The sequence below is a fragment of the Curtobacterium flaccumfaciens genome, from assembly GCF_013359815.1.
GTDB classification, from domain to species: Bacteria; Actinomycetota; Actinomycetes; order Actinomycetales; family Microbacteriaceae; genus Curtobacterium; species Curtobacterium flaccumfaciens.
Genome location: NZ_JABMCF010000040.1, coordinates 391,389 through 409,524, shown reverse-complemented (window position 1 = coordinate 409,524; position 18,136 = coordinate 391,389). Strand labels below are relative to the sequence as shown.

General features: G+C 70.0%; 15 protein-coding genes. 6 read left to right on the top strand and 9 right to left on the bottom strand.

What is annotated here, in order from left to right:
- Window positions 1–124: 124 nt before the first annotated feature.
- Window positions 125–2,251 (bottom strand): DNA gyrase/topoisomerase IV subunit B, encoded by a 2,127-nt coding sequence (locus HP445_RS15690; protein ID WP_071403953.1) that lies wholly within the window; start codon window positions 2,249–2,251, stop codon window positions 125–127.
- Between the two features lie 167 nt (window positions 2,252–2,418).
- On the opposite strand from HP445_RS15690, the gene HP445_RS15685 reads away from it, so the two are divergent.
- On the top strand, window positions 2,419–2,643 hold the full coding sequence (locus tag HP445_RS15685) for a DUF7455 domain-containing protein (protein ID WP_017886093.1): 225 nt from the start codon (window positions 2,419–2,421) through the stop codon (window positions 2,641–2,643).
- A gap of 71 nt (window positions 2,644–2,714) precedes the next feature.
- Here HP445_RS15685 and HP445_RS15680 read toward each other — a convergent pair whose 3' ends face one another.
- The 6 genes from HP445_RS15680 to HP445_RS15655 all read right to left on the bottom strand — a co-directional run bounded on the left by HP445_RS15680 (window position 2,715) and on the right by HP445_RS15655 (window position 9,197).
- The gene (locus HP445_RS15680) at window positions 2,715–3,173 is read right to left on the bottom strand and encodes a hypothetical protein (protein WP_128779822.1); all 459 of its coding nucleotides are present in this window, start codon (window positions 3,171–3,173) and stop codon (window positions 2,715–2,717) included.
- Between the two features lie 128 nt (window positions 3,174–3,301).
- Entirely contained in the window at window positions 3,302–4,075 is a 774-nt protein-coding gene (locus HP445_RS15675) for a type 1 glutamine amidotransferase (protein ID WP_128779821.1), read from the bottom strand.
- Window positions 4,072–5,331, bottom strand: coding sequence for a MurT ligase domain-containing protein (locus HP445_RS15670; RefSeq protein WP_128779820.1), 1,260 nt, complete (start codon window positions 5,329–5,331; stop codon window positions 4,072–4,074). Before HP445_RS15670 ends, HP445_RS15675 begins: the two co-directional genes overlap by 4 nt.
- Window positions 5,332–5,337: 6 nt before the next feature.
- Window positions 5,338–6,597 (bottom strand): RNA polymerase sigma factor, encoded by a 1,260-nt coding sequence (locus tag HP445_RS15665; protein WP_027465462.1) that lies wholly within the window; start codon window positions 6,595–6,597, stop codon window positions 5,338–5,340.
- A gap of 193 nt (window positions 6,598–6,790) precedes the next feature.
- Window positions 6,791–8,110 carry an MFS transporter gene (locus tag HP445_RS15660; RefSeq protein WP_071403956.1) on the bottom strand — a complete coding sequence of 440 codons (1,320 nt, stop codon included), beginning with the start codon at window positions 8,108–8,110 and terminating at the stop codon, window positions 6,791–6,793.
- A 157-nt stretch (window positions 8,111–8,267) separates the two neighbouring features.
- The gene (locus HP445_RS15655) at window positions 8,268–9,197 is read right to left on the bottom strand and encodes a proteasome assembly chaperone family protein (RefSeq protein WP_027465460.1); all 930 of its coding nucleotides are present in this window, start codon (window positions 9,195–9,197) and stop codon (window positions 8,268–8,270) included.
- A gap of 76 nt (window positions 9,198–9,273) precedes the next feature.
- Between HP445_RS15655 and HP445_RS15650 the strand changes: the two genes are divergently transcribed.
- The 3 genes from HP445_RS15650 (at window position 9,274) to sucB (ending at window position 13,867) form a co-directional block, all read left to right on the top strand.
- Window positions 9,274–10,764, top strand: a complete 1,491-nt coding sequence (locus HP445_RS15650) for a leucyl aminopeptidase (protein WP_128779819.1) — start codon at window positions 9,274–9,276, stop codon at window positions 10,762–10,764.
- Window positions 10,765–10,920: 156 nt separating this feature from the next.
- Window positions 10,921–12,294, top strand: a complete 1,374-nt coding sequence (gene lpdA / locus HP445_RS15645) for a dihydrolipoyl dehydrogenase (RefSeq protein ID WP_111022800.1) — start codon at window positions 10,921–10,923, stop codon at window positions 12,292–12,294.
- Window positions 12,295–12,364: 70 nt separating this feature from the next.
- Entirely contained in the window at window positions 12,365–13,867 is a 1,503-nt protein-coding gene (sucB, locus tag HP445_RS15640; RefSeq protein WP_128779818.1) for a 2-oxoglutarate dehydrogenase, E2 component, dihydrolipoamide succinyltransferase, read from the top strand.
- A 75-nt stretch (window positions 13,868–13,942) separates the two neighbouring features.
- Here sucB and HP445_RS15635 read toward each other — a convergent pair whose 3' ends face one another.
- The gene (locus HP445_RS15635) at window positions 13,943–14,752 is read right to left on the bottom strand and encodes a protein kinase family protein (protein ID WP_128779817.1); all 810 of its coding nucleotides are present in this window, start codon (window positions 14,750–14,752) and stop codon (window positions 13,943–13,945) included.
- A gap of 128 nt (window positions 14,753–14,880) precedes the next feature.
- Here HP445_RS15635 and HP445_RS15630 point away from each other — a divergent pair, with 128 nt between their 5' ends.
- A complete protein-coding gene (locus tag HP445_RS15630; protein ID WP_128779816.1) occupies window positions 14,881–15,597 on the top strand; it encodes a DUF4191 domain-containing protein in 717 nt (238 codons plus the stop codon).
- Window positions 15,598–15,863: 266 nt separating this feature from the next.
- Here the strand turns inward: HP445_RS15630 and HP445_RS15625 are convergent, their stop codons facing one another.
- Window positions 15,864–16,319 (bottom strand): RDD family protein, encoded by a 456-nt coding sequence (locus HP445_RS15625; RefSeq protein WP_071244549.1) that lies wholly within the window; start codon window positions 16,317–16,319, stop codon window positions 15,864–15,866.
- A gap of 141 nt (window positions 16,320–16,460) precedes the next feature.
- Here HP445_RS15625 and glnA point away from each other — a divergent pair, with 141 nt between their 5' ends.
- Complete coding sequence (gene glnA, locus HP445_RS15620) at window positions 16,461–17,885, top strand: type I glutamate--ammonia ligase (protein WP_027465453.1); 1,425 nt, start codon at window positions 16,461–16,463, stop codon at window positions 17,883–17,885.
- Window positions 17,886–18,136 lie beyond the last annotated feature (251 nt).

Sequence of the window (18,136 nt, the reverse complement as noted above, 5' to 3'; positions counted from 1 at the left end):
CCGTCGCGGAAGCGACAGAACCCCGCCGACTGTCGGCGGGGTTCTGTCGCTTCCGCGGGATGGACCGCGTGAGTCGGCCGAGCGGTGTCGCTTTCGCGACGCGCGACGCGCGACGCGCGACGCGCTACGCGTCGATGCGGTCGCGGTCCAGGCCCTCGCCGGCCAGGATGAACTCCTTGCGCGGCGCGACGTCGTTGCCCATGAGCAGCTCGAACACCTTCGCGGCACCCTCGGCATGGGTCACGTTCACCCGGCGCAGGGTGCGGTGCGCGCGGTCCATCGTGGTCTCCGCCAGCTGGTCGGCGTCCATCTCGCCGAGGCCCTTGTACCGCTGGATCGGCTCCTGGTACTTCTTGCCCGTCTTCTCGAGCTTCTTCAGCACCGTCTGCAGCTCCTGTTCGGAGTACGTGTACAGCGTGTCGTTCGGCTTGCCGCGGTTCACCACGACGACCCGGTGCAGCGGCGGCACGGCGGCGAAGACCCGGCCCTGCTCGATCATCGGCCGCATGTACCGGAAGAACAGCGTCAGCAGCAGCGTGCGGATGTGGGCGCCGTCGACGTCGGCGTCCGACATGATGATGATCTTGCCGTAGCGGGCCTGGTCGATGTCGAACGTACGGCCCGAACCGGCGCCGATGACCTGGATGATCGACGCGCACTCGACGTTCGAGAGCATGTCCGACACGGACGCCTTCTGCACGTTGAGGATCTTGCCGCGGATCGGCAGCAGCGCCTGGTACTCGCTGTTGCGGGCGAGCTTCGCGGTGCCCAGGGCCGAGTCCCCCTCGACGATGAAGAGCTCCGTGCCCTCGGTCTCCTGCGAGCGGCAGTCGGCGAGCTTCGTCGGCAGCGACGAGTTCTCGAGCGCGTTCTTGCGGCGCTGCGTCTCCTTGTGGGCCCGCGCCGAGATGCGGGTCTTCATCTCGGACACGACCTTCTCGAGCAGGGCGGCCGACTGTGCCTTCTCGGTGCGCTGCGTCGAGGTGAGGATCTCGGTGATGCGCTTCGACACGACCTGGTCGACGATCTTGCGGACCGCGGGGGTGCCGAGGATCTCCTTCGTCTGCCCCTCGAACTGCGGCTCGGGCAGGCGCACGGTCAGCACGGCGGTCATGCCGGCGAGCACGTCGTCCTTGTCGAGCTTGTCCTGCCCGACCTTGAGCTTGCGGGCGTTCGCCTCGACCTGGGCACGGACCGCCTTGACGACGCCCGACTCGAACCCGGCCTGGTGGGTGCCGCCCTTCGGCGTCGCGATGATGTTGACGAAGCTGCGGAACACGGTCTCGTAGCCGCTGCCCCAGCGGAGCGCCAGGTCGACCTCGCACTCGCGCTCGACCGAGGTGGAGACCATGTGGCCCTTGTCGTCGAGCATCGGCACGGTCTCGGTGAAGGTGCCGGTCCCCTGCACGCGCCAGACGTCGGTGAGAGGGCTGTCGACGGCGAGGTGCTCGACGAACTCGCCGATCCCGCCCTCGTACCGGAAGCGCTCGACCACCGGTCCGGCGGCCACGGTGGTGCCCGTCGCCTCGGCCCGGGCAGCAGCGGCCTCGATCGACGCCGCGCGCTCGTCGGTGATGGTGATGCCGAGGCCGGGCACGAGGAACGCGGTCTGGCGTGCCCGCGTGACGAGGTCGTCGGTGCTGAACCGGGCGTCGGCGGTGAAGATCTGGCGGTCCGCCCAGTAGCGGATCCGGGAGCCGGTGACGCCCTTCTTGACCTTGCCCACCACACGCAGTTCACTGCCCGAGGTGAAGGGCGCGAACGGGGCGTCCGGGCCGATGCCCTTGCTGTCGTCGAAGATGCCCGGCTCGCCGCGGTGGAACGACATGGCGTACGTCTTGCCGCCCCGGTCGACCTCGACGTCGAGGCGCTCCGACAGCGCGTTCACGACCGAGGCGCCGACCCCGTGCAGGCCACCCGAGGCCGCGTAGGACCCCGAGCCGAACTTCCCGCCGGCGTGCAGCTTGGTGAACACGACCTCGACCCCGGTGAGGCCGGTCTTCGGTTCGACGTCGACGGGGATGCCCCGGGCGGTGTCCCGGACCTCGACCGAGCCGTCGGCGTGCAGCACGACGCCGATCTCGTCACCGTGTCCCGCGAGGGCTTCGTCGACCGAGTTGTCGATGATCTCCCACAGGCAGTGCATGAGGCCCCGGGAGTCCGTCGAGCCGATGTACATGCCCGGCCGCTTCCGGACCGCCTCGAGCCCTTCGAGGACGGAGAGATGGCGTGCGGAGTAGTCGGAGCTCACCGTGAGAGTTTACCGAGCGGCACCGACAGCACCGTGGGGACACTCGCACTGGGGCCAAGCGATCCGCGCTGAGCGAAACAGGCCCCGACAATGCGTCGCTCTCAGGCATCACGTGTTGAAATGGTGCAACCACCCGGCACCACCTGCGATCCGTGAGGAGCACAGCAATGACCCAGACCGTGCAGGACCCCTCCATCGACGAAGTCAGCAACCACCAGCTGACCGCCGCCGACCGTTGCGACAGCTGCGGGGCGCAGGCCTACATCCGAGCCACCATGTCGAGCGGCGAGCTCTACTTCTGCGCCCACCACGGCGCCGAGTTCAAGGACAAGCTCGCGGCGACCGCCATCGAGTGGCACGACGAGAGCAGCCGACTCTACGAGTCGAAGTAGTCGCGACCGACACGAAGACGGGAGGCGCGGTGCCAGCTGGCACCGCGCCTCCTGTCTGTCTGTTGCGCGTCTCAGAACGCTCGGTTCAGCGCCCAGGCGGCGCCGCGGTAGCTGTTCGGCCCCCAGATGCCGTCGATGGGGCCGCTGTAGCGGCCGTGGGCGGCCGCCCATCGCTGCAGTGCCCGGATGATCTCGGGGCTCTGCCAGTTGTGGAGGTCGCCTGCACGGAAGTACCCGCCCTTCGCGAGCTGCTCGGAGATACCCGTCCACGAGTTCGGACCCATGATCCCGTCGATCGGTCCCTTGTAGCCGTAGTACCCCGCCATGCTGCCGAGGCACTGGAGCCGCTTGTAGAAGATCGTCCCCGGAACCCCGTCGAACTCGGTCGTGGTCGTCGGCACCGAACTGCAGGCCGAACTGATGCGGGGCGTCGCGGCCTCAGCCGGAGCTGTCTGGACGACGGCACCGGCAGTGGTGATCGCCACGACGAGTGCGCCGACCAGGGCGAGGACGGATTTGTTGGTGAGCATGAAGCCTCCTTTGTCGGCTTTCAACATTTCACATCTCGAACACGAGCGGACCGACTTGGCAATAGTTGCCACTCATTAGAGACGACGAAGGCCGGGCCCCGTCGGGACCCGGCCTTCTGCTTCGTGCGTCAGGCGATGCGCTTGAACGCCTTGTCGACGTAGCGGTCGACTGTCGCTCGCGCTTCGCGGGCGTAGCGGTCGATGGTCGCCGTGCGCTCGGCGTCCGGTGCGTACTCGCGGCCGAGGCGCGCGGTTGCTGCGGCGAGGACGCCGTCGGTCAGCTGCGGGTTGAGCGGCAGGACCGGACCCTGGGTGTGCGTGCCGAAGGAGTTCCCGACGATCGCGCCCTCGACCGGGGAGCCGGCCTGGTTGCCGCCGCCGGAGACGACGTCGGCGAAGGGGGTGACCCCGGCTGCGAGCTCGATGCGGGTTGCGTGGTCCTCGAAGCCGGCGAGACGCTTCGGTGCTCCGGGGAGCAGCGGGTACCGAGTCTCGAGGACGAAGTAGTTCACGCGACGTTCGGCACCACGGACGGCTCGGGCGTCGAACACGCCGAAGCCCGCGACCGGCGCACCCTCGGTCGGCACGACCTCGTTCGTCGCGAGGTCGAACCCACCGCCGACGGCGAGCAGCGGCACACCGTCGGTCGCGAACGCACGGAGCGCCCCGCCGACGCGTGTGACGTCGTCGCCCAGGGAACGCATCGCGCTGAGCGGACCGTTGCCGATGACGACGACGTCCGCCGAGGTCGGCAGGTCGTCACCGGGCGCGTACTCGAGGACCTGGGTCTCGATGTCCGCGGCGGCCGCACGGCGGACCAACGCCGCGACGTTGCCACGGTCGCCCGAGACGCCCATCTGCCGGGGGTAGACGTGCAGGATGGTCAGCCGGTCGGCCGTCATGCGGTCTTCTCCATGTCCGGGTGGCCGAGGGCCTTGCGGGCGATCATCATGATCTCGTAGTTGACGATGAAGTTCTTCGTCCCGCGGGTCGTCGAGCCGAGCTGCTCCATGTGCTTGATGGCCGCTTCGACGTCGGGCTCGACCCGGCCGATGCGGACACCGGCGTGCTCGAGCGCGATCGCGATCTGCCACGCCTTGTCACCGGAGACGACGTCCACGTGGTCGAGCTTCGAGAAGTCGATGTCGTAGATCCAGGAGATGTCGGGCGTGCCCTCGTCGATCGCCATGAGGACCTGCTCGGGCTGGTCCGGCAGGGCGTCGAGGTTGAGCTGCAGGCTCGCGGCGTTCTTGAACATCGTGAACTCGGCGGACTCGCCCGCGATGGGCAGTCGCTCGCCACGACCGTACGCGGGCTTCATCGTCCCGAAGGCCTTGGTCACGGCGTCCGCGCGGAACTGCGCACCGAGGGCCGCACTCGCCGTCGCGGTGGCCGCAGCGGCGTCGACCGCGTAGTGCAGGCCACGGGCGGGCAGGCGGACCGGGATCTCGGCGCCGTCGAAGCGGATCGTCGCGCCGTCGCCCGTGTGGGCAACGACCTCGGCCTCGGCGGCGTGCTGGGCACGGTCACCGGCGTCGAACGAGTCGGCGTTCTGCAGGCCGTTCGGCGCTGCGGCGATGACCTCGTCGCTCGCACCGAACCGCAGGACACGCTGCCCGGGGGTACCGGAGTAGCCGTCGAGGAACTGGTCGTCGTGGTTCGTGATGACGTTCGCCGTCGACAGTGCGGCGGTGTCGAGCATCATCGTCGCCACACGCTCGGTCTCGAAGAACCGGTACAGCTGGTCGACCTGCACGTTGAGCATCGTCACCGTCGAGGGCGACAGGATCCCGGCGAGCTCGACCGCGAAGGCCTCGTCGACCTCGAGGATGCCGATGTCCGCCTTCAGGCGACCGGTCAGCGAGACCTCGGACAGCAGGGCCGACGCGATGCCCTGCGGCAGGTTCGCGCCGGACGGGTTCGTGAAGACCCGCAGCCCGTGGGCCCGCACGATGTCGGAGATCATGTGCGTGGTCGTCGACTTGCCGTTCGAGCCGAGCACGAAGACGACGCCGTTCGGGAACTGCTTCGTCACGTGCTGCAGGAAGTCCGGCACGAGCTTCAGGACGATGAACCCCGGGTAGGCGGACCCGCCGCCCCGCGCACGAGCGAGAGCACGGAGGATCCGCCCGATCAGGATCGGGATGAAGAAGCGCATGCCGGCTTACTCGAGGTAGTCGCGCAGCGACTGCGACCGCGACGGGTGGCGGAGCTTCGCCATCGTCTTGGACTCGATCTGACGGATGCGCTCACGCGTCACGCCGAACGTGTCACCGATCTGGTCGAGGGTCTTCGGCTGGCCGTCACCGAGGCCGAAGCGCATGCGGATCACGCCCGCCTCGCGCTCGGACAGGGAGTCGAGCAGGCTCTCGAGCTGCTTCTGCAGCATCGTGAAGCCCACTGCGTCGGCCGGCACGACCGCCTCGGTGTCCTCGATGAGGTCACCGAACTCCGAGTCGCCGTCCTCGCCCAGGGGCGTGTGCAGCGAGATCGGCTCGCGGCCGTACTTCTGGACCTCGACGACCTTCTCCGGGGTCATGTCGAGCTCGCGGGCGAGCTCTTCCGGAGTGGGTTCGCGACCGAGGTCCTGCAGCATCTGCCGCTGGACGCGGGCGAGCTTGTTGATGACCTCGACCATGTGCACCGGGATGCGGATGGTGCGGGCCTGGTCGGCCATGGCGCGGGTGATGGCCTGACGGATCCACCACGTCGCGTAGGTCGAGAACTTGAACCCCTTGGTGTAGTCGAACTTCTCGACCGCACGGATCAGGCCCAGGTTGCCCTCCTGGATGAGGTCCAGGAACTGCATGCCACGACCGGTGTAGCGCTTCGCGAGCGAGACGACCAGGCGGAGGTTCGCGCCGAGCAGGTGCGACTTCGCACGCTGTCCGTCACGGGCGACCCAGCGCAGTTCACGCTCGGCGGGCTTGGAGAGCCCCGTCGCGTGCTGCAGCTTGTCCTCGGCGAACAGGCCGGCCTCGATGCGCATCGCGAGCTCGACCTCCTGCTCGGCGTTGAGCAGGGCGACCTTGCCGATCTGCTTCAGGTAGTCCTTCACCGGGTCGGCGGTGGCACCCGTGATGGTCGTCGAGTAGACCGGCGCCTCGTCGTCGTCGGTCTGCGAGATGACGAGCGCACCGGCGGCGACTGCAGCAGCAGCGTCGGGCTTCGCCGTCTTGTCGTCGGTGTCGTCGGCCTCGTCGGTCGGCTCCTCGACGGGCTCGTCGGAGGCGATCGCCTCGTCGACGGCGTCGGTCTTCTTCGCCTTGGGCGCCGCCTTCTTGGCGGGCGCCTTCTTGGCGGGGGCCTTCGTGGCGCGCTTCTTCGGCGCTGCGGTGCCCTCGGTGTCCGTGGCGTCCTCTGCCACAGCGCCCTCGGGCTCGGTGTCCTTCGTGGGATCGATCGTCGTGCTCCGGGCAGCCATGCGATCACCTCTCTCGTCGTGCCACGTTCGTGGGGTCGTGGCCTCCCTCGCCGCCCAGGTCCCGCGCCGCAGTCCCCCGCGTCGTACGAGTCCTACCGTTCCGGGCAGCACTAGGACCCATGTCAAGTCCCCCGAGTTCACCGGCGCACCGAAGTGTTCCGACAGACAGGGGTCCCGAACGGGTCCGTGATCATTATTGCACGTGCCGCTTCCGCAGGCGTGCAACGAGTGCAACCCAGAGTGGTCCGACGCGTATTCCCTCTTCCGAGTGCAGCACCCGGCGGGTCCGACGGCGGGCGTGCAGGAGCATCCCGACGCCGAAACCGACCACGACGTACTGCACGGTGAGGGCGATCCGGAAGTTCTCCCAGGCGAACACCTCGGTGCCCGAAGCCCGCGCAGCGACGTCGAGGACGACGCCGATCAGGTACATCATCACGAAGGCCGCCAGGAAGCCGCCGACGTTCACGACGCCGTTCGCCGAACCGAGCGATCCGACGGGGTTGAAGGTCCGGGCGAAGTCGAAGCCGATCAGGGAACCGGGCCCACCGATCCCCATCGCGACGACGAGCAGCACGAGCAACCACGTCGGCGGGTGCCCGGGCCAGAGCAGGATCGCCGTCCAGAGCACCGCGAGCAGGACGACCACGCCGAGCACCAGGTTCGACCGGCGCATCGGGAACCGCGCGCAGAGCACGCCGAGCACCGGACCGGCGACGAACCCGACGACCACGATGATCGTGAGGAACCCGGCAGCCTCACCCGGGGAGTACCCGAGCCCTCGGAGCATCGGCACGCCCCACAGCAACGAGAACACCGTGCCCGACGACTGGGTGACGTAGTGCGACCAGAACCCGAGCTGCGTGCCCGGGCGTCGGAGCGCGTGCCCGAAGGTGCTGAACGCGGCGCCCCACGAGTGCGGCAGCGGGATGGTGTCCGTCCGCACCGGCACGGGACCGTTCCGCACGAAGACCGCGGCGAGCACGAGACCGACAGCGCTGGCCGCGGCCGCGACGCCGAACGCCGGGGTCCAGCCCACCGTGTGCAGCAGCACCGCGAACGGGAACGCCGACAGGATCTGGCCGATCTGCCCGAGGTTGCCCGTCCACTGCGAGATCTGCGGCAGGATCCGGCCGCTGAACCACATCGGAACCAGGCGGATCACCGAGATGAAGGTCATGGCGTCACCGGCACCGACGAGCACCCGCCCCGCGATGGCCGGCCCGATCGACGGGGACACGGCGACGATCGCCTGTCCGACGACCAGCAGCGCGGCGCCGAGGAGCACCAGCCGGCGCGGGCCCACGCGGTCGAGCGCGATCCCCACCGGGATCTGCAGCCCCGCGTAGACGGCGATCTGCACCACGGCGAGGGTGGACAGGACCGCGGCGGAGACGGCGAACCGGTCCTGCGCGTCGACACCGGAGACCCCGAGCGAGGACCGCTGCACCACGGCGAGGACGTACGCGAGGACCGCGACGCCCCAGATCAGGAAGGCACGACGGGAGTTCACCGGTCCAGGCTACCGACGCGTCCCAGCGTCGATGCGCGACGAGCGTCGTCGACGCGCGTCACGTCGTGCGGGTGACCGGAGGACGGCCTGGAGGCGCGGTGCGGGGCCGCCACGGGCCTCCAGGCCGCCCTGTGGGGACGTCCGGATCCCGCGACGGTCAGTCGGTCGCGTCGCCCTGGGTGCGCCGGTCGGCGAGGAAGCGCTCGAGCTCGGCCGCGATCGCGTCGGCGGTCGGCACCTCGCCGTCCACGCCGGTGAGCGGCGACGCGACGGGGTTGCCCTCCATGTACGTGTCGTGCCGCTCCTCGAGCACGGAGACCAGGCGCTGCAGCTCGGGGTTGCCGGCCACCTGCTCCTCGACGCGGGTGAGGAACTCGCGACCCGACTCGCGCAGGGCGTCCGTCGGGAAGATGAGCCCGGTCGCGGCGGCGATGCCGGACAGCGCCGCGACGGCGGCGTCGGGGAACTCGGTGTCGGACAGGTAGTGCGGCACGAGCAGCACGAGCCCGGTGACCTGCGCGCCGGTCTCGGCGAGGCGGTGCTCGACCAGGTGCAGGACGTTCGCCGGCGCCTGGGTCTCGGGCTTCCAGACGCTCATCTGCTCGACGAGGTCGGCCCGGGTGCCGGAGACGGTCAGGCTGATCGGACGGGTGTGCGGGACCGGCATCGGGATGGACTGCACCCACGTGGTGTCGGCGACCTGCAGGTCGGCGGCGAGCCCGGTGACGGCGCGGACGAAGCGGTTCCACTGGAAGTCCGGCTCGTAGCCCGACAGGAACAGGAACGGCTGGCCGATCTCGTCGCGCACCAGGTGCAGCGCCAGACGGGGCGGCTCGACGGCGCTGATGTGGTCGTGCTCGAAGGTGATGACCGGGCGACGGGCCCGCCAGTCGAGCAGCACGTCCGGGTCGAACTCGGCGACGAGCTCGGTGTCGAGGTCCTCGAGGATCGAGTTCGTCACCTGCGCGACGGCCGATCCGGCATCGGCGAAACCGGTCAGCCCGGCGATCAGGTGCAACCCTGCTGGCACGGTCGGGGCGTCCGCGTCGAACGTGTAGAGCTCCTCGGGGTGGTTCACCGTCCCCATGCTAGGCGGGGCCTCCGACGTCCCCGGTGCGTGATGACCACGCCGACAGCGAACAGGCCGTCGGTAGGGTTGGAGCATGGTCCGACCGACGCTCTCCACCACCAGTTCACCCCCCGAGACCACCACCGCCGACGTGCTCGTCGTCGGGGTCCGTCCGGGCTCGTCCGGCGAGGCCGACAGCACCGCTGTGCTCGCCCCCACCGCCCTCGGCACGCTCGACGCCCTCGCCGGCCTCGACCTCGCCGCGATCGGGGTCACCGGCGCGAAGGACCAGCTCGTCCGGCTGCCCGCCACCGGCGTCGGTGCGAAGTCGGTCGCGCTCATCGGGCTCGGCTCCGCCACGGGCGCCGCGGCGATCCGCGCTGCGGCCGGCAGCGCCGTGCGACAGCTCCCCCGCGTCGACTCGATCACGCTCGCCCTGCCCACCGACTCCGCCGAGCTCGTCGACGCCGCCCTCGAGGGCGCGGCGCTCGGCGCGTACGCCTTCACCCGGCACAAGGGCAGCGGCACCAAGGCCCCGGCCCGCGGTGACCAGCGCATCGAGGTCGTCGCCCCCGCCGACGTCGCAGCCGACGCCGCCGTGCGCCCCGCGATCGTCGCCGACGCCGCGTCGCTCGTGCGTGACCTCGTGAACACCGCCGCGGGCGACCTCGGGCCGCAGGACGTCGCCGACGTCGCGACCGGGTTCGCCTCGGACCTGCCGCTCACCGTCGAGGTCCTCGACGAGCAGGCGCTCGAGGAGCAGGGCTTCGGCGGCATCCTCGGTGTCGGCCGCGGGTCGGCGCGTCCCCCGCGCCTGGTCGTCGTCCGGTACGCGCCGGAGTCCGCCACGAAGCACCTCGCCCTCGTGGGCAAGGGCATCACCTTCGACTCGGGCGGCCTCTCGCTCAAGCCCGCGGCGTCGATGCTCGGCATGAAGACCGACATGACCGGTGCCGCCACGGTGCTCGCCGCGACCGTCGCCGCCGCCCGCCTGGGACTCGACGTGCGTGTGACCGCGTGGCTCGCCCTCGCCGAGAACATGCCCTCCGGCACCGCGACCCGCCCGGGCGACGTCCTGACGCTGAAGAACGGCACCACGGTCGAGGTCACGAACACCGACGCCGAGGGCCGCCTGGTGCTCGGCGACGGGATGGCCGCCGCCTCGCTCGAGCAGCCCGACGCGCTCGTCGACGTCGCCACGCTGACCGGCGCCCAGGTCGTCGCGCTCGGTGACCGCACCACCGGCCTGATGGGTAGCGACGACCTCGTCGCGAAGGTCCGCGCCGTCGCCGAGGGCGTCGCGGAGCCGATCTGGCCGATGCCGCTGCCCGAGGAGCTCGAGGCCCGGCTGTCCAGCGACGTCGCCGACATCGTCAACGCCACGGTCGGCAACCCGGCCGGCGGCATGCTGCTCGCGGGCAAGTTCCTCGAGCGCTTCGCCGGCGAGGGTGTCCCCTGGGCGCACCTCGACATCGCGGGTCCGTCGGAGAACAAGGGCGGCGGGTACGCCTGGTTGGGCAAGGGTGCGACGGGCGTGATGGTCCGGACGCTCATCGCTCTCGCAGAAGACCTCCAGTCCGAGTAGTAGGTTTGGTACCGGTGGGAACGGCGCACTGACGCGCCTCCCACCGGTACTGCACGGGACGGGACCGGAACCACGCGGTCCGACCGTCGGACGCCGCCCTCCGCGGTGTCCACGTAGGGCCCGATCGGCCCGACACGCACGAGGGAGTTGCACCAGGTGACGGAACAGACTTACGACGTCGTTGTCCTCGGTGGCGGGAGTGGTGGGTACGCCGCTGCGCTCCGGGCCGCCGAACTCGGCATGAGCGTCGCGCTCATCGAGGGCGACAAGCTCGGAGGGACGTGCCTGCACCGCGGCTGCATCCCGACGAAGGCACTGCTGCACGCGGCCGAGGTCGCCGACGCGACGCGCGACGCCGAGAAGTACGGCGTGGTCGCGGAGTTCGCCGGTGTCGACGTGCCCAAGGTCATCGACTACCAGCAGGGCATCATCAACTCCAAGTACAAGGGCCTGCAGGGTCTGATCAAGGCCCGCGGCATCACCGTGGTCGAGGGCTGGGGTCGTCTGACCTCGCAGAACACCGTGCAGGTCGGCGACCAGACCGTCACCGGCAAGAACATCGTGCTCGCGACCGGCTCCTACTCGAAGTCCCTGCCCGGGCTCGAGATCGGCGGCCGCGTGATCACCTCCGAGACCGCGCTCCGCATGGACTACGTCCCGAACAAGGTCGTCATCCTGGGCGGCGGCGTCATCGGCGTCGAGTTCGCCAGCGTCTGGAAGTCCTTCGGGGCCGAGGTCACCATCGTCGAGGGCCTGCCGCACCTGGTCCCCGCCGAGGACGAGTCGATGTCGAAGCAGCTCGAGCGTGCGTTCCGCAAGCGCGGCATCGAGTTCTCGCTCGGTGTCCGGTTCCAGGGCGTCGAGCAGCACGAGAACGGCGTCGTCGTCACGCTGGAGGACGGCAAGACCTTCGACGGCGACGTCCTGCTCGTCGCCGTCGGCCGTGGCCCGGTCACGCAGAACGTCGGCTACGACGAGGTCGGCGTGGCGATGGACCGCGGGTTCGTCACCACGAACGAGCGTCTCGCCACGAACATCCCGAACGTCTACGCCGTCGGCGACATCGTCCCCGGTCTGCAGCTCGCGCACCGCGGCTTCCAGCAGGGCATCTTCGTCGCCGAGGAGATCGCTGGCCTCAACCCGGTGGTCATCGAGGACAAGAACATCCCGAAGATCACCTACTCCGACCCCGAGGTCGCGTCGGTCGGGCTCTCGCAGGCCAAGGCCGAGGAGCAGTACGGCGCCGACAAGGTCGACTCGTACGAGTACAACCTGGCCGGCAACGGCAAGAGCCACATCATCGGGACCTCCGGCTCCGTCAAGGTCGTGCGCGTCGTGGACGGCCCCGTCGTCGGCGTCAGCATGATCGGTGCCCGCGTCGGCGAGCTCATCGGCGAAGCCCAGCTCGCCGTGAACTGGGAGGCCTACCCGGAGGACATCGCTCCCCTGGTGCACGGTCACCCGACCCAGAACGAAGCCCTCGGCGAGGCGTTCCTGCACCTCGCGGGCAAGCCGCTGCACGCGCTGTGACCGGCACCGGCCGCACTGTGACAATGACATCAACAACCACTGCAATCCCCCGCGAAGAGGAGTCCACCCGATGAGCGAATCCGTCAACCTCCCGGCGCTCGGCGAGAGCGTCACCGAGGGCACGGTGACCCGATGGCTGAAGAACGTCGGTGACCGGGTCGAGGTCGACGAGCCGCTGCTCGAGGTCTCGACCGACAAGGTCGACACCGAGATCCCGTCGCCGATCGCCGGCGTCGTCGAGGAGATCCTCGTTCCCGAGGACGAGACCGTCGAGGTCGGCACCGCCCTCGTGAAGATCGGTGACGGCTCCGGCTCGTCCGACGGCGGTTCGGACTCGTCCGACTCCGGCGCCGACGACGCGAACGCCGCCGCTGCCGACGCCGAGGAGCCCGAGGCCGCTCCGAGCACGGAGCAGGAGGCCGAGGCCCCCGCACCCGAGCCCACCGAGCCCGAGCCGGCCCCCGCCGGACAGACGCAGCCCGCCGCCCCGCAGGCACCGTCCGCCCCGCCCGCGGCAGCGCCGGTCCCGGCCGCCGCTCCGGTCCCGCCGCCCGCAGCCGCTCCGCCGGCAGCCGTGCCGGCCCAGGCCGCTCCGGCTCCGGCGTCCGCGCCGAGCACCACGGCCGCCGCAGCGGTGCCGAACCCCACGCAGGACGGCGCAGCCTCCGGCTACGTCACCCCGCTGGTGCGCAAGCTCGCCAACGAGCAGGGTGTGGACCTGTCCACGGTCACCGGCTCCGGTGTCGGGGGGCGCATCCGCAAGGAGGACGTCCTCGCCGCCGCCGCGAAGGCCCCGGCCGCCTCGGCAGCAGCAGCACCCGCCGCCGCGTCCGGCCCGTTCGTCGCCGAGGTCTCGCCGCTGCGCGGGACCCGCGAGAAGATGACCCGCCTGCGCAAGGTCGTCGCCGAGCGTGCCGTGCAGTCGATGACCTCGACCGCACAGCTCACGAGCGTCGTCGAGGTCGACGTCACGAAGGTGGCGCAGTTCCGCGACGCGCACAAGGCGGAGTTCCTCGAGAAGACCGGCTCGAAGCTCTCCTTCATGCCCTTCTTCGCCCTCGCGGCGTCCGAGGCGCTGAAGGCCCACCCGAAGATCAACTCCACGGTCGAGGGCGACGAGATCGTCTACCCGGAGTCCGAGAACGTCTCCATCGCGGTGGACACCGAGCGCGGCCTGCTGACCCCGGTCATCAAGGACGCGGCCTCGCTGGACCTGGCGCAGTTCTCGAAGTCCATCGCGGACCTCGCCGAGCGCACCCGGAACAACCAGCTCAAGCCCGACGAGCTGGCCGGTGGCACGTTCACGCTGACCAACACCGGTTCGCGTGGCGCGCTGTTCGACACCCCCGTGGTGTTCCTGCCGCAGTCGGCGATCCTCGGCACCGGCATCGTCACGAAGCGTCCGGCGGTCGTGAAGGTCGACGGCCAGGAGGCCATCGCCATCCGCTCGTTCGTCTACCTGGCGCTGTCGTACGACCACCGGATCATCGACGGAGCGGACGCCTCGCGGTACCTCGTCGCGGTGAAGAACCGTCTCGAAGAGGGCAACTTCGCTCCGAACCTCGGGTACTGATCCCAGCAGCACGGCCGACGGCCCCGGTTCCCCTCGTGGGAGCCGGGGTCGTTCCCGTTCACGGGCGGGTTCGCGTCACCCGCCGCCGAGCAGGGTCAGGGCGGCGACCACCGACCCGACGGCGACGACGAGCCCCACGAGCACGCGGCGGAGCGGGAGCCGTCGGTGCGCTCCGAGCGGGACGCCGTGCTCGACCACGTCCCGCAGGCGCTCGAGCAGTCCGTCCTGCCCGTCCGGTGTCGGCGGTTCGGCGAACACGAGGTCGCTCGGCACAGGGGTCCAGCGGAACGGCCGGGGCGCGGCGGTGCCGTGGACGACGTCGAGTGCCGTTCGTGCGCTCGGTCCGTCACCGTCGAGGGCGTCCTGCAGCGCGTCGAGCACCGGTTGCTGAGCGGGATCGGCCGGGTCGACGCGGTCCCACACCGTCCGGGCTGCGAGCACGAGGGTGCGGGTCGCGTCGGTCGAGTGCGCGGTGGGTGTGGGGTGTGCGGTGCGCGTCGGGGTCGTCGGGGTCGTCGCGTTCGTCGGGCGGTCGCAGAGCACGACGGCACCGGAGTCGTCCACCAGTACGTCGTCGATGCCGGCGGCACCGAGCAGGACCGCGCCGTCGTGCGCCGCCACCAGGACCTCCAGGAGCGGGACCGTCAGGGTCACCGCGACGCCGGTGGTCGGGGTGCCGAGCCGGTCGAGCGCCGCCACGAGCGATGTGCCGGTCGGCCGGTCGAGGTCGACCACGAGATACCCCGTCGGGGTCCGGCCGACCGCGGCCACCGGGACGAGGTGGCGCCCTGCGGCCGCGGAGCGGTCGGCGACCCAGGTGAGCACGTCGTGCTCGTCGCCGCTCGCGATCCAGCGATCCGGGTGGTGGTCGGTGCTCGTCTCCATGGTGACCAGCGTGGCGGTAGCGCGGTGGGCCTCCAGGCTTTCCCGCACCACCTGTGGACAAGACGTGTTCGCGCACAGCCGGACACGCGACGGTCTCCCCCGGCGCACGGAGGCCGTATCCTGTTCGCATGGCACGCAGCTCTTCCACAGACAAGAAGGCGAAGGAGCCGGGGCGTCTCAAGCAGATGTTCCAGGTCTTCCAGATGACCCGAAAGGCCGACCCGTCGTCGGTCTGGTGGTTCGCCCTCGCCTTCGTCGGCCCGGTCGTCCTCGGTGTCCTGCTGGCGCTGCTCCTGCCGGGGCAGAACTGGCTCGCGATCGTCCTGTGGATCGTCGCCGGTGTGCTGCTCGGTGTGCTGCTCTTCCTCATCGTGCTCGGTCGTCTGGCCGAACGCGCTGCGTACTCGCAGATCGAAGGCCAGCCCGGCGCCGTCGGTGCCGTGCTGTCGAACTCGCTCCGTCGCCAGTGGCGCTCGAGCGAGATGCCGGTCGCGGTGCACGGTCGCTCGCAGGCAGCGGTCTACCGCGCCGTGGGTCGCCCGGGCGTCGTCCTGATCACCGAGGGCCAGCGTGGCAACCTCAACCGCCAGGTCGACGAGGAGCGCCGCAAGGTGCAGCGCATCGTCCCGAACGTCGCCGTGCACGTGCTGCACGTGGGTGACGGCACCGGTGAGAGCCTGACGCTGTACAAGCTGCCCCGTGCCATGAACAAGCTCAAGAAGTCGCTCAACCGCAACGAGGTCCTGGCGGTCGCGAACCGTCTCGACTCGCTGACGCAGAGCCCCGCGGCCTCGATCCCGAAGGGCATGGACCCGATGCGGGCTCGCGCCGGACGGCCGCGCTGACCGAAGCCCCTCGGAACGAGAACGCCCCCGACCAGATCAGGTCGGGGGCGTTCTCGTGTGTGCGTGGAGTGACGGCGGGGGCGGGGGTGTTCGCGAGGCCCGCACCGTGCGACTTTCGCTGAACCGTGCGAGGTTGCCAGCTCGGTGCGGGACTCCGACGGCGCACGGGACGGGCACGCTCACACCCGGTGAGCAACCTCGCACGGTGCGAGGGCGCGGACGACAGCCACGACCCGCGCGCCGCACCAGCCATCCGGCCGACGCGATCAGCGGCGGACGAGCACCGTCCCCGCGATGCGGTCGTGCGCACCACGGCTGTCGCGGTCGATGATGAGCGCCGGGACCACCAGGCAGAGCAGCACTGTCCGGAGGATCGGCCGCCACACCCCCACGTAGCCCCCGCGCATCGGGACGACCCGCAGTCCGACGCAGATGTGCCCGAACGACCCGGACAGCAGGCAGATGAACACGATCTGCAGCACGGCGAAGATGGCGATCTGCACCCAGGAGTGCGCGATGTCGCCCGAACCGTTCACCGGCGACCACACACCGGTGACGTAGGCCACCAGGTCAGCGAGTGCGCCGTCGATCAGGAGCGCGACGACCCGCCGACCGATCCGCCCGACACTCCGGGGCCCGGACTCGGGCAGACCGAGGTCCTTGCCCGGCCATCCGTCCGGGTGCTCGGAGGGCGCGGACGGACTGGGGGTGCTGCGGGCCATGGTCCCAAGCGTAGGCGACCGGCCGGGCGTAACACGCCCGAAACAAACCAGTCATGTCCGGGAAACCCCGTGTCAATAGCCTCGTCGGAGGTGCCTTGACCGGTGCCTCCGACATCACCCAACCCATTGGAGATCGGCCCCATGTTCAGCGATTCCTCCGAGGTCCTGGCCTTCATCAAGGACACCGACGTCAAGTTCCTCGACATCCGCTTCACGGACCTGCCCGGTGTGCAGCAGCACTTCAACATCCCGGCATCCACCGTCGACGAGGACTTCTTCTCGGTCGGCCAGCTGTTCGACGGCTCCTCCATCCGCGGCTTCGCGTCGATCCACGAGTCCGACATGCAGCTGATCCCCGATGTCACCACGGCGTACGTCGACCAGTTCCGCGCCGAGCGCACGCTCATCATGATCTTCGACATCTACAACCCGCGGAACGGCGAGATCTACGGCCGCGACCCGCGCCAGGTGGCGAAGAAGGCCGAGAAGTACCTCGCGTCGACGGGAATCGCGGACACCGCGTTCTTCGCCCCCGAGGCCGAGTTCTACATCTTCGACGACGTCCGCTACTCGGTCACGCAGAACGAGTCCTTCTACGCGGTCGACTCCGAAGAGGGCGCCTGGAACACCGGTCGTGACGAAGAGGGCGGCAACCTTGCCAACAAGACCCCGTACAAGGGCGGCTACTTCCCCGTGTCGCCGGTCGACAAGACCGCCGACCTGCGCGACGACATCACCCTCAAGCTGATCGACGCCGGCTTCGAGCTCGAGCGCTCGCACCACGAGGTGGGCACCGGCGGCCAGCAGGAGATCAACTACAAGTTCGACACGATGGTCCACGCCGCGGACGACATCCTGAAGTTCAAGTACATCGTCAAGAACACCGCCGACCAGTGGGGCAAGGTCGCCACGTTCATGCCGAAGCCGCTCTTCGGCGACAACGGCTCGGGCATGCACACCCACCAGTCGCTCTGGTCGGACGGCAAGCCGCTCTTCTACGACGAGAACGGCTACGGCGGGCTGTCGGACCTCGCCCGCTGGTACATCGGCGGCATCCTGAAGCACGCCTCGGCGCTGCTCGCGTTCACCAACCCGTCGATCAACTCGTACCACCGTCTGGTCAAGGGCTTCGAGGCCCCGGTCAACCTGGTCTACTCGGCCGGCAACCGCTCGGCGGCGATCCGCATCCCGATCACGGGCACCAACCCGAAGGCCAAGCGCATCGAGTTCCGCGCGCCCGACGCCTCCGGCAACCCGTACCTCGCCTTCGCCGCGCAGCTGATGGCGGGCCTCGACGGCATCCAGAACCGCATCGAGCCGCACGAGCCGGTCGACAAGGACCTCTACGAGCTCCCGCCCGAGGAGGCCAAGGGCATCCCCCAGGTCCCCGGCTCCCTCGACGAGGCGCTCGACGCGCTCGAGGCGGACCACGAGTTCCTCACGAAGGGCAACGTCTTCACCGAGGACCTCATCCAGACCTGGATCGACTACAAGCGTGAGAACGAGATCCTCCCGCTGGCCCAGCGCCCGCACCCGTTCGAGTACGAGCTGTACTTCGGGGTCTGAGTCCCGCTGACACACGAAGGGCCCCGCACCGTCAGGTGCGGGGCCCTTCGTGTGTCTGCCAAAGCGAAAGTGCGCTGACGGCCAGGGCGCTGGCCCCCGCGAGAGCGACAGAACGCCGCGAAGGTCCCGCGGGATTCTGTCGCTTTCGCGAGAGGACGCGGCCACCGTGCGCGCGGGGTGCGGACGCGACCGCCTGGAGGCCCGGTGCCGGTCCGGCGGGCGGGCGCCGGGCCTCCAGGCGGTCGCGGCGC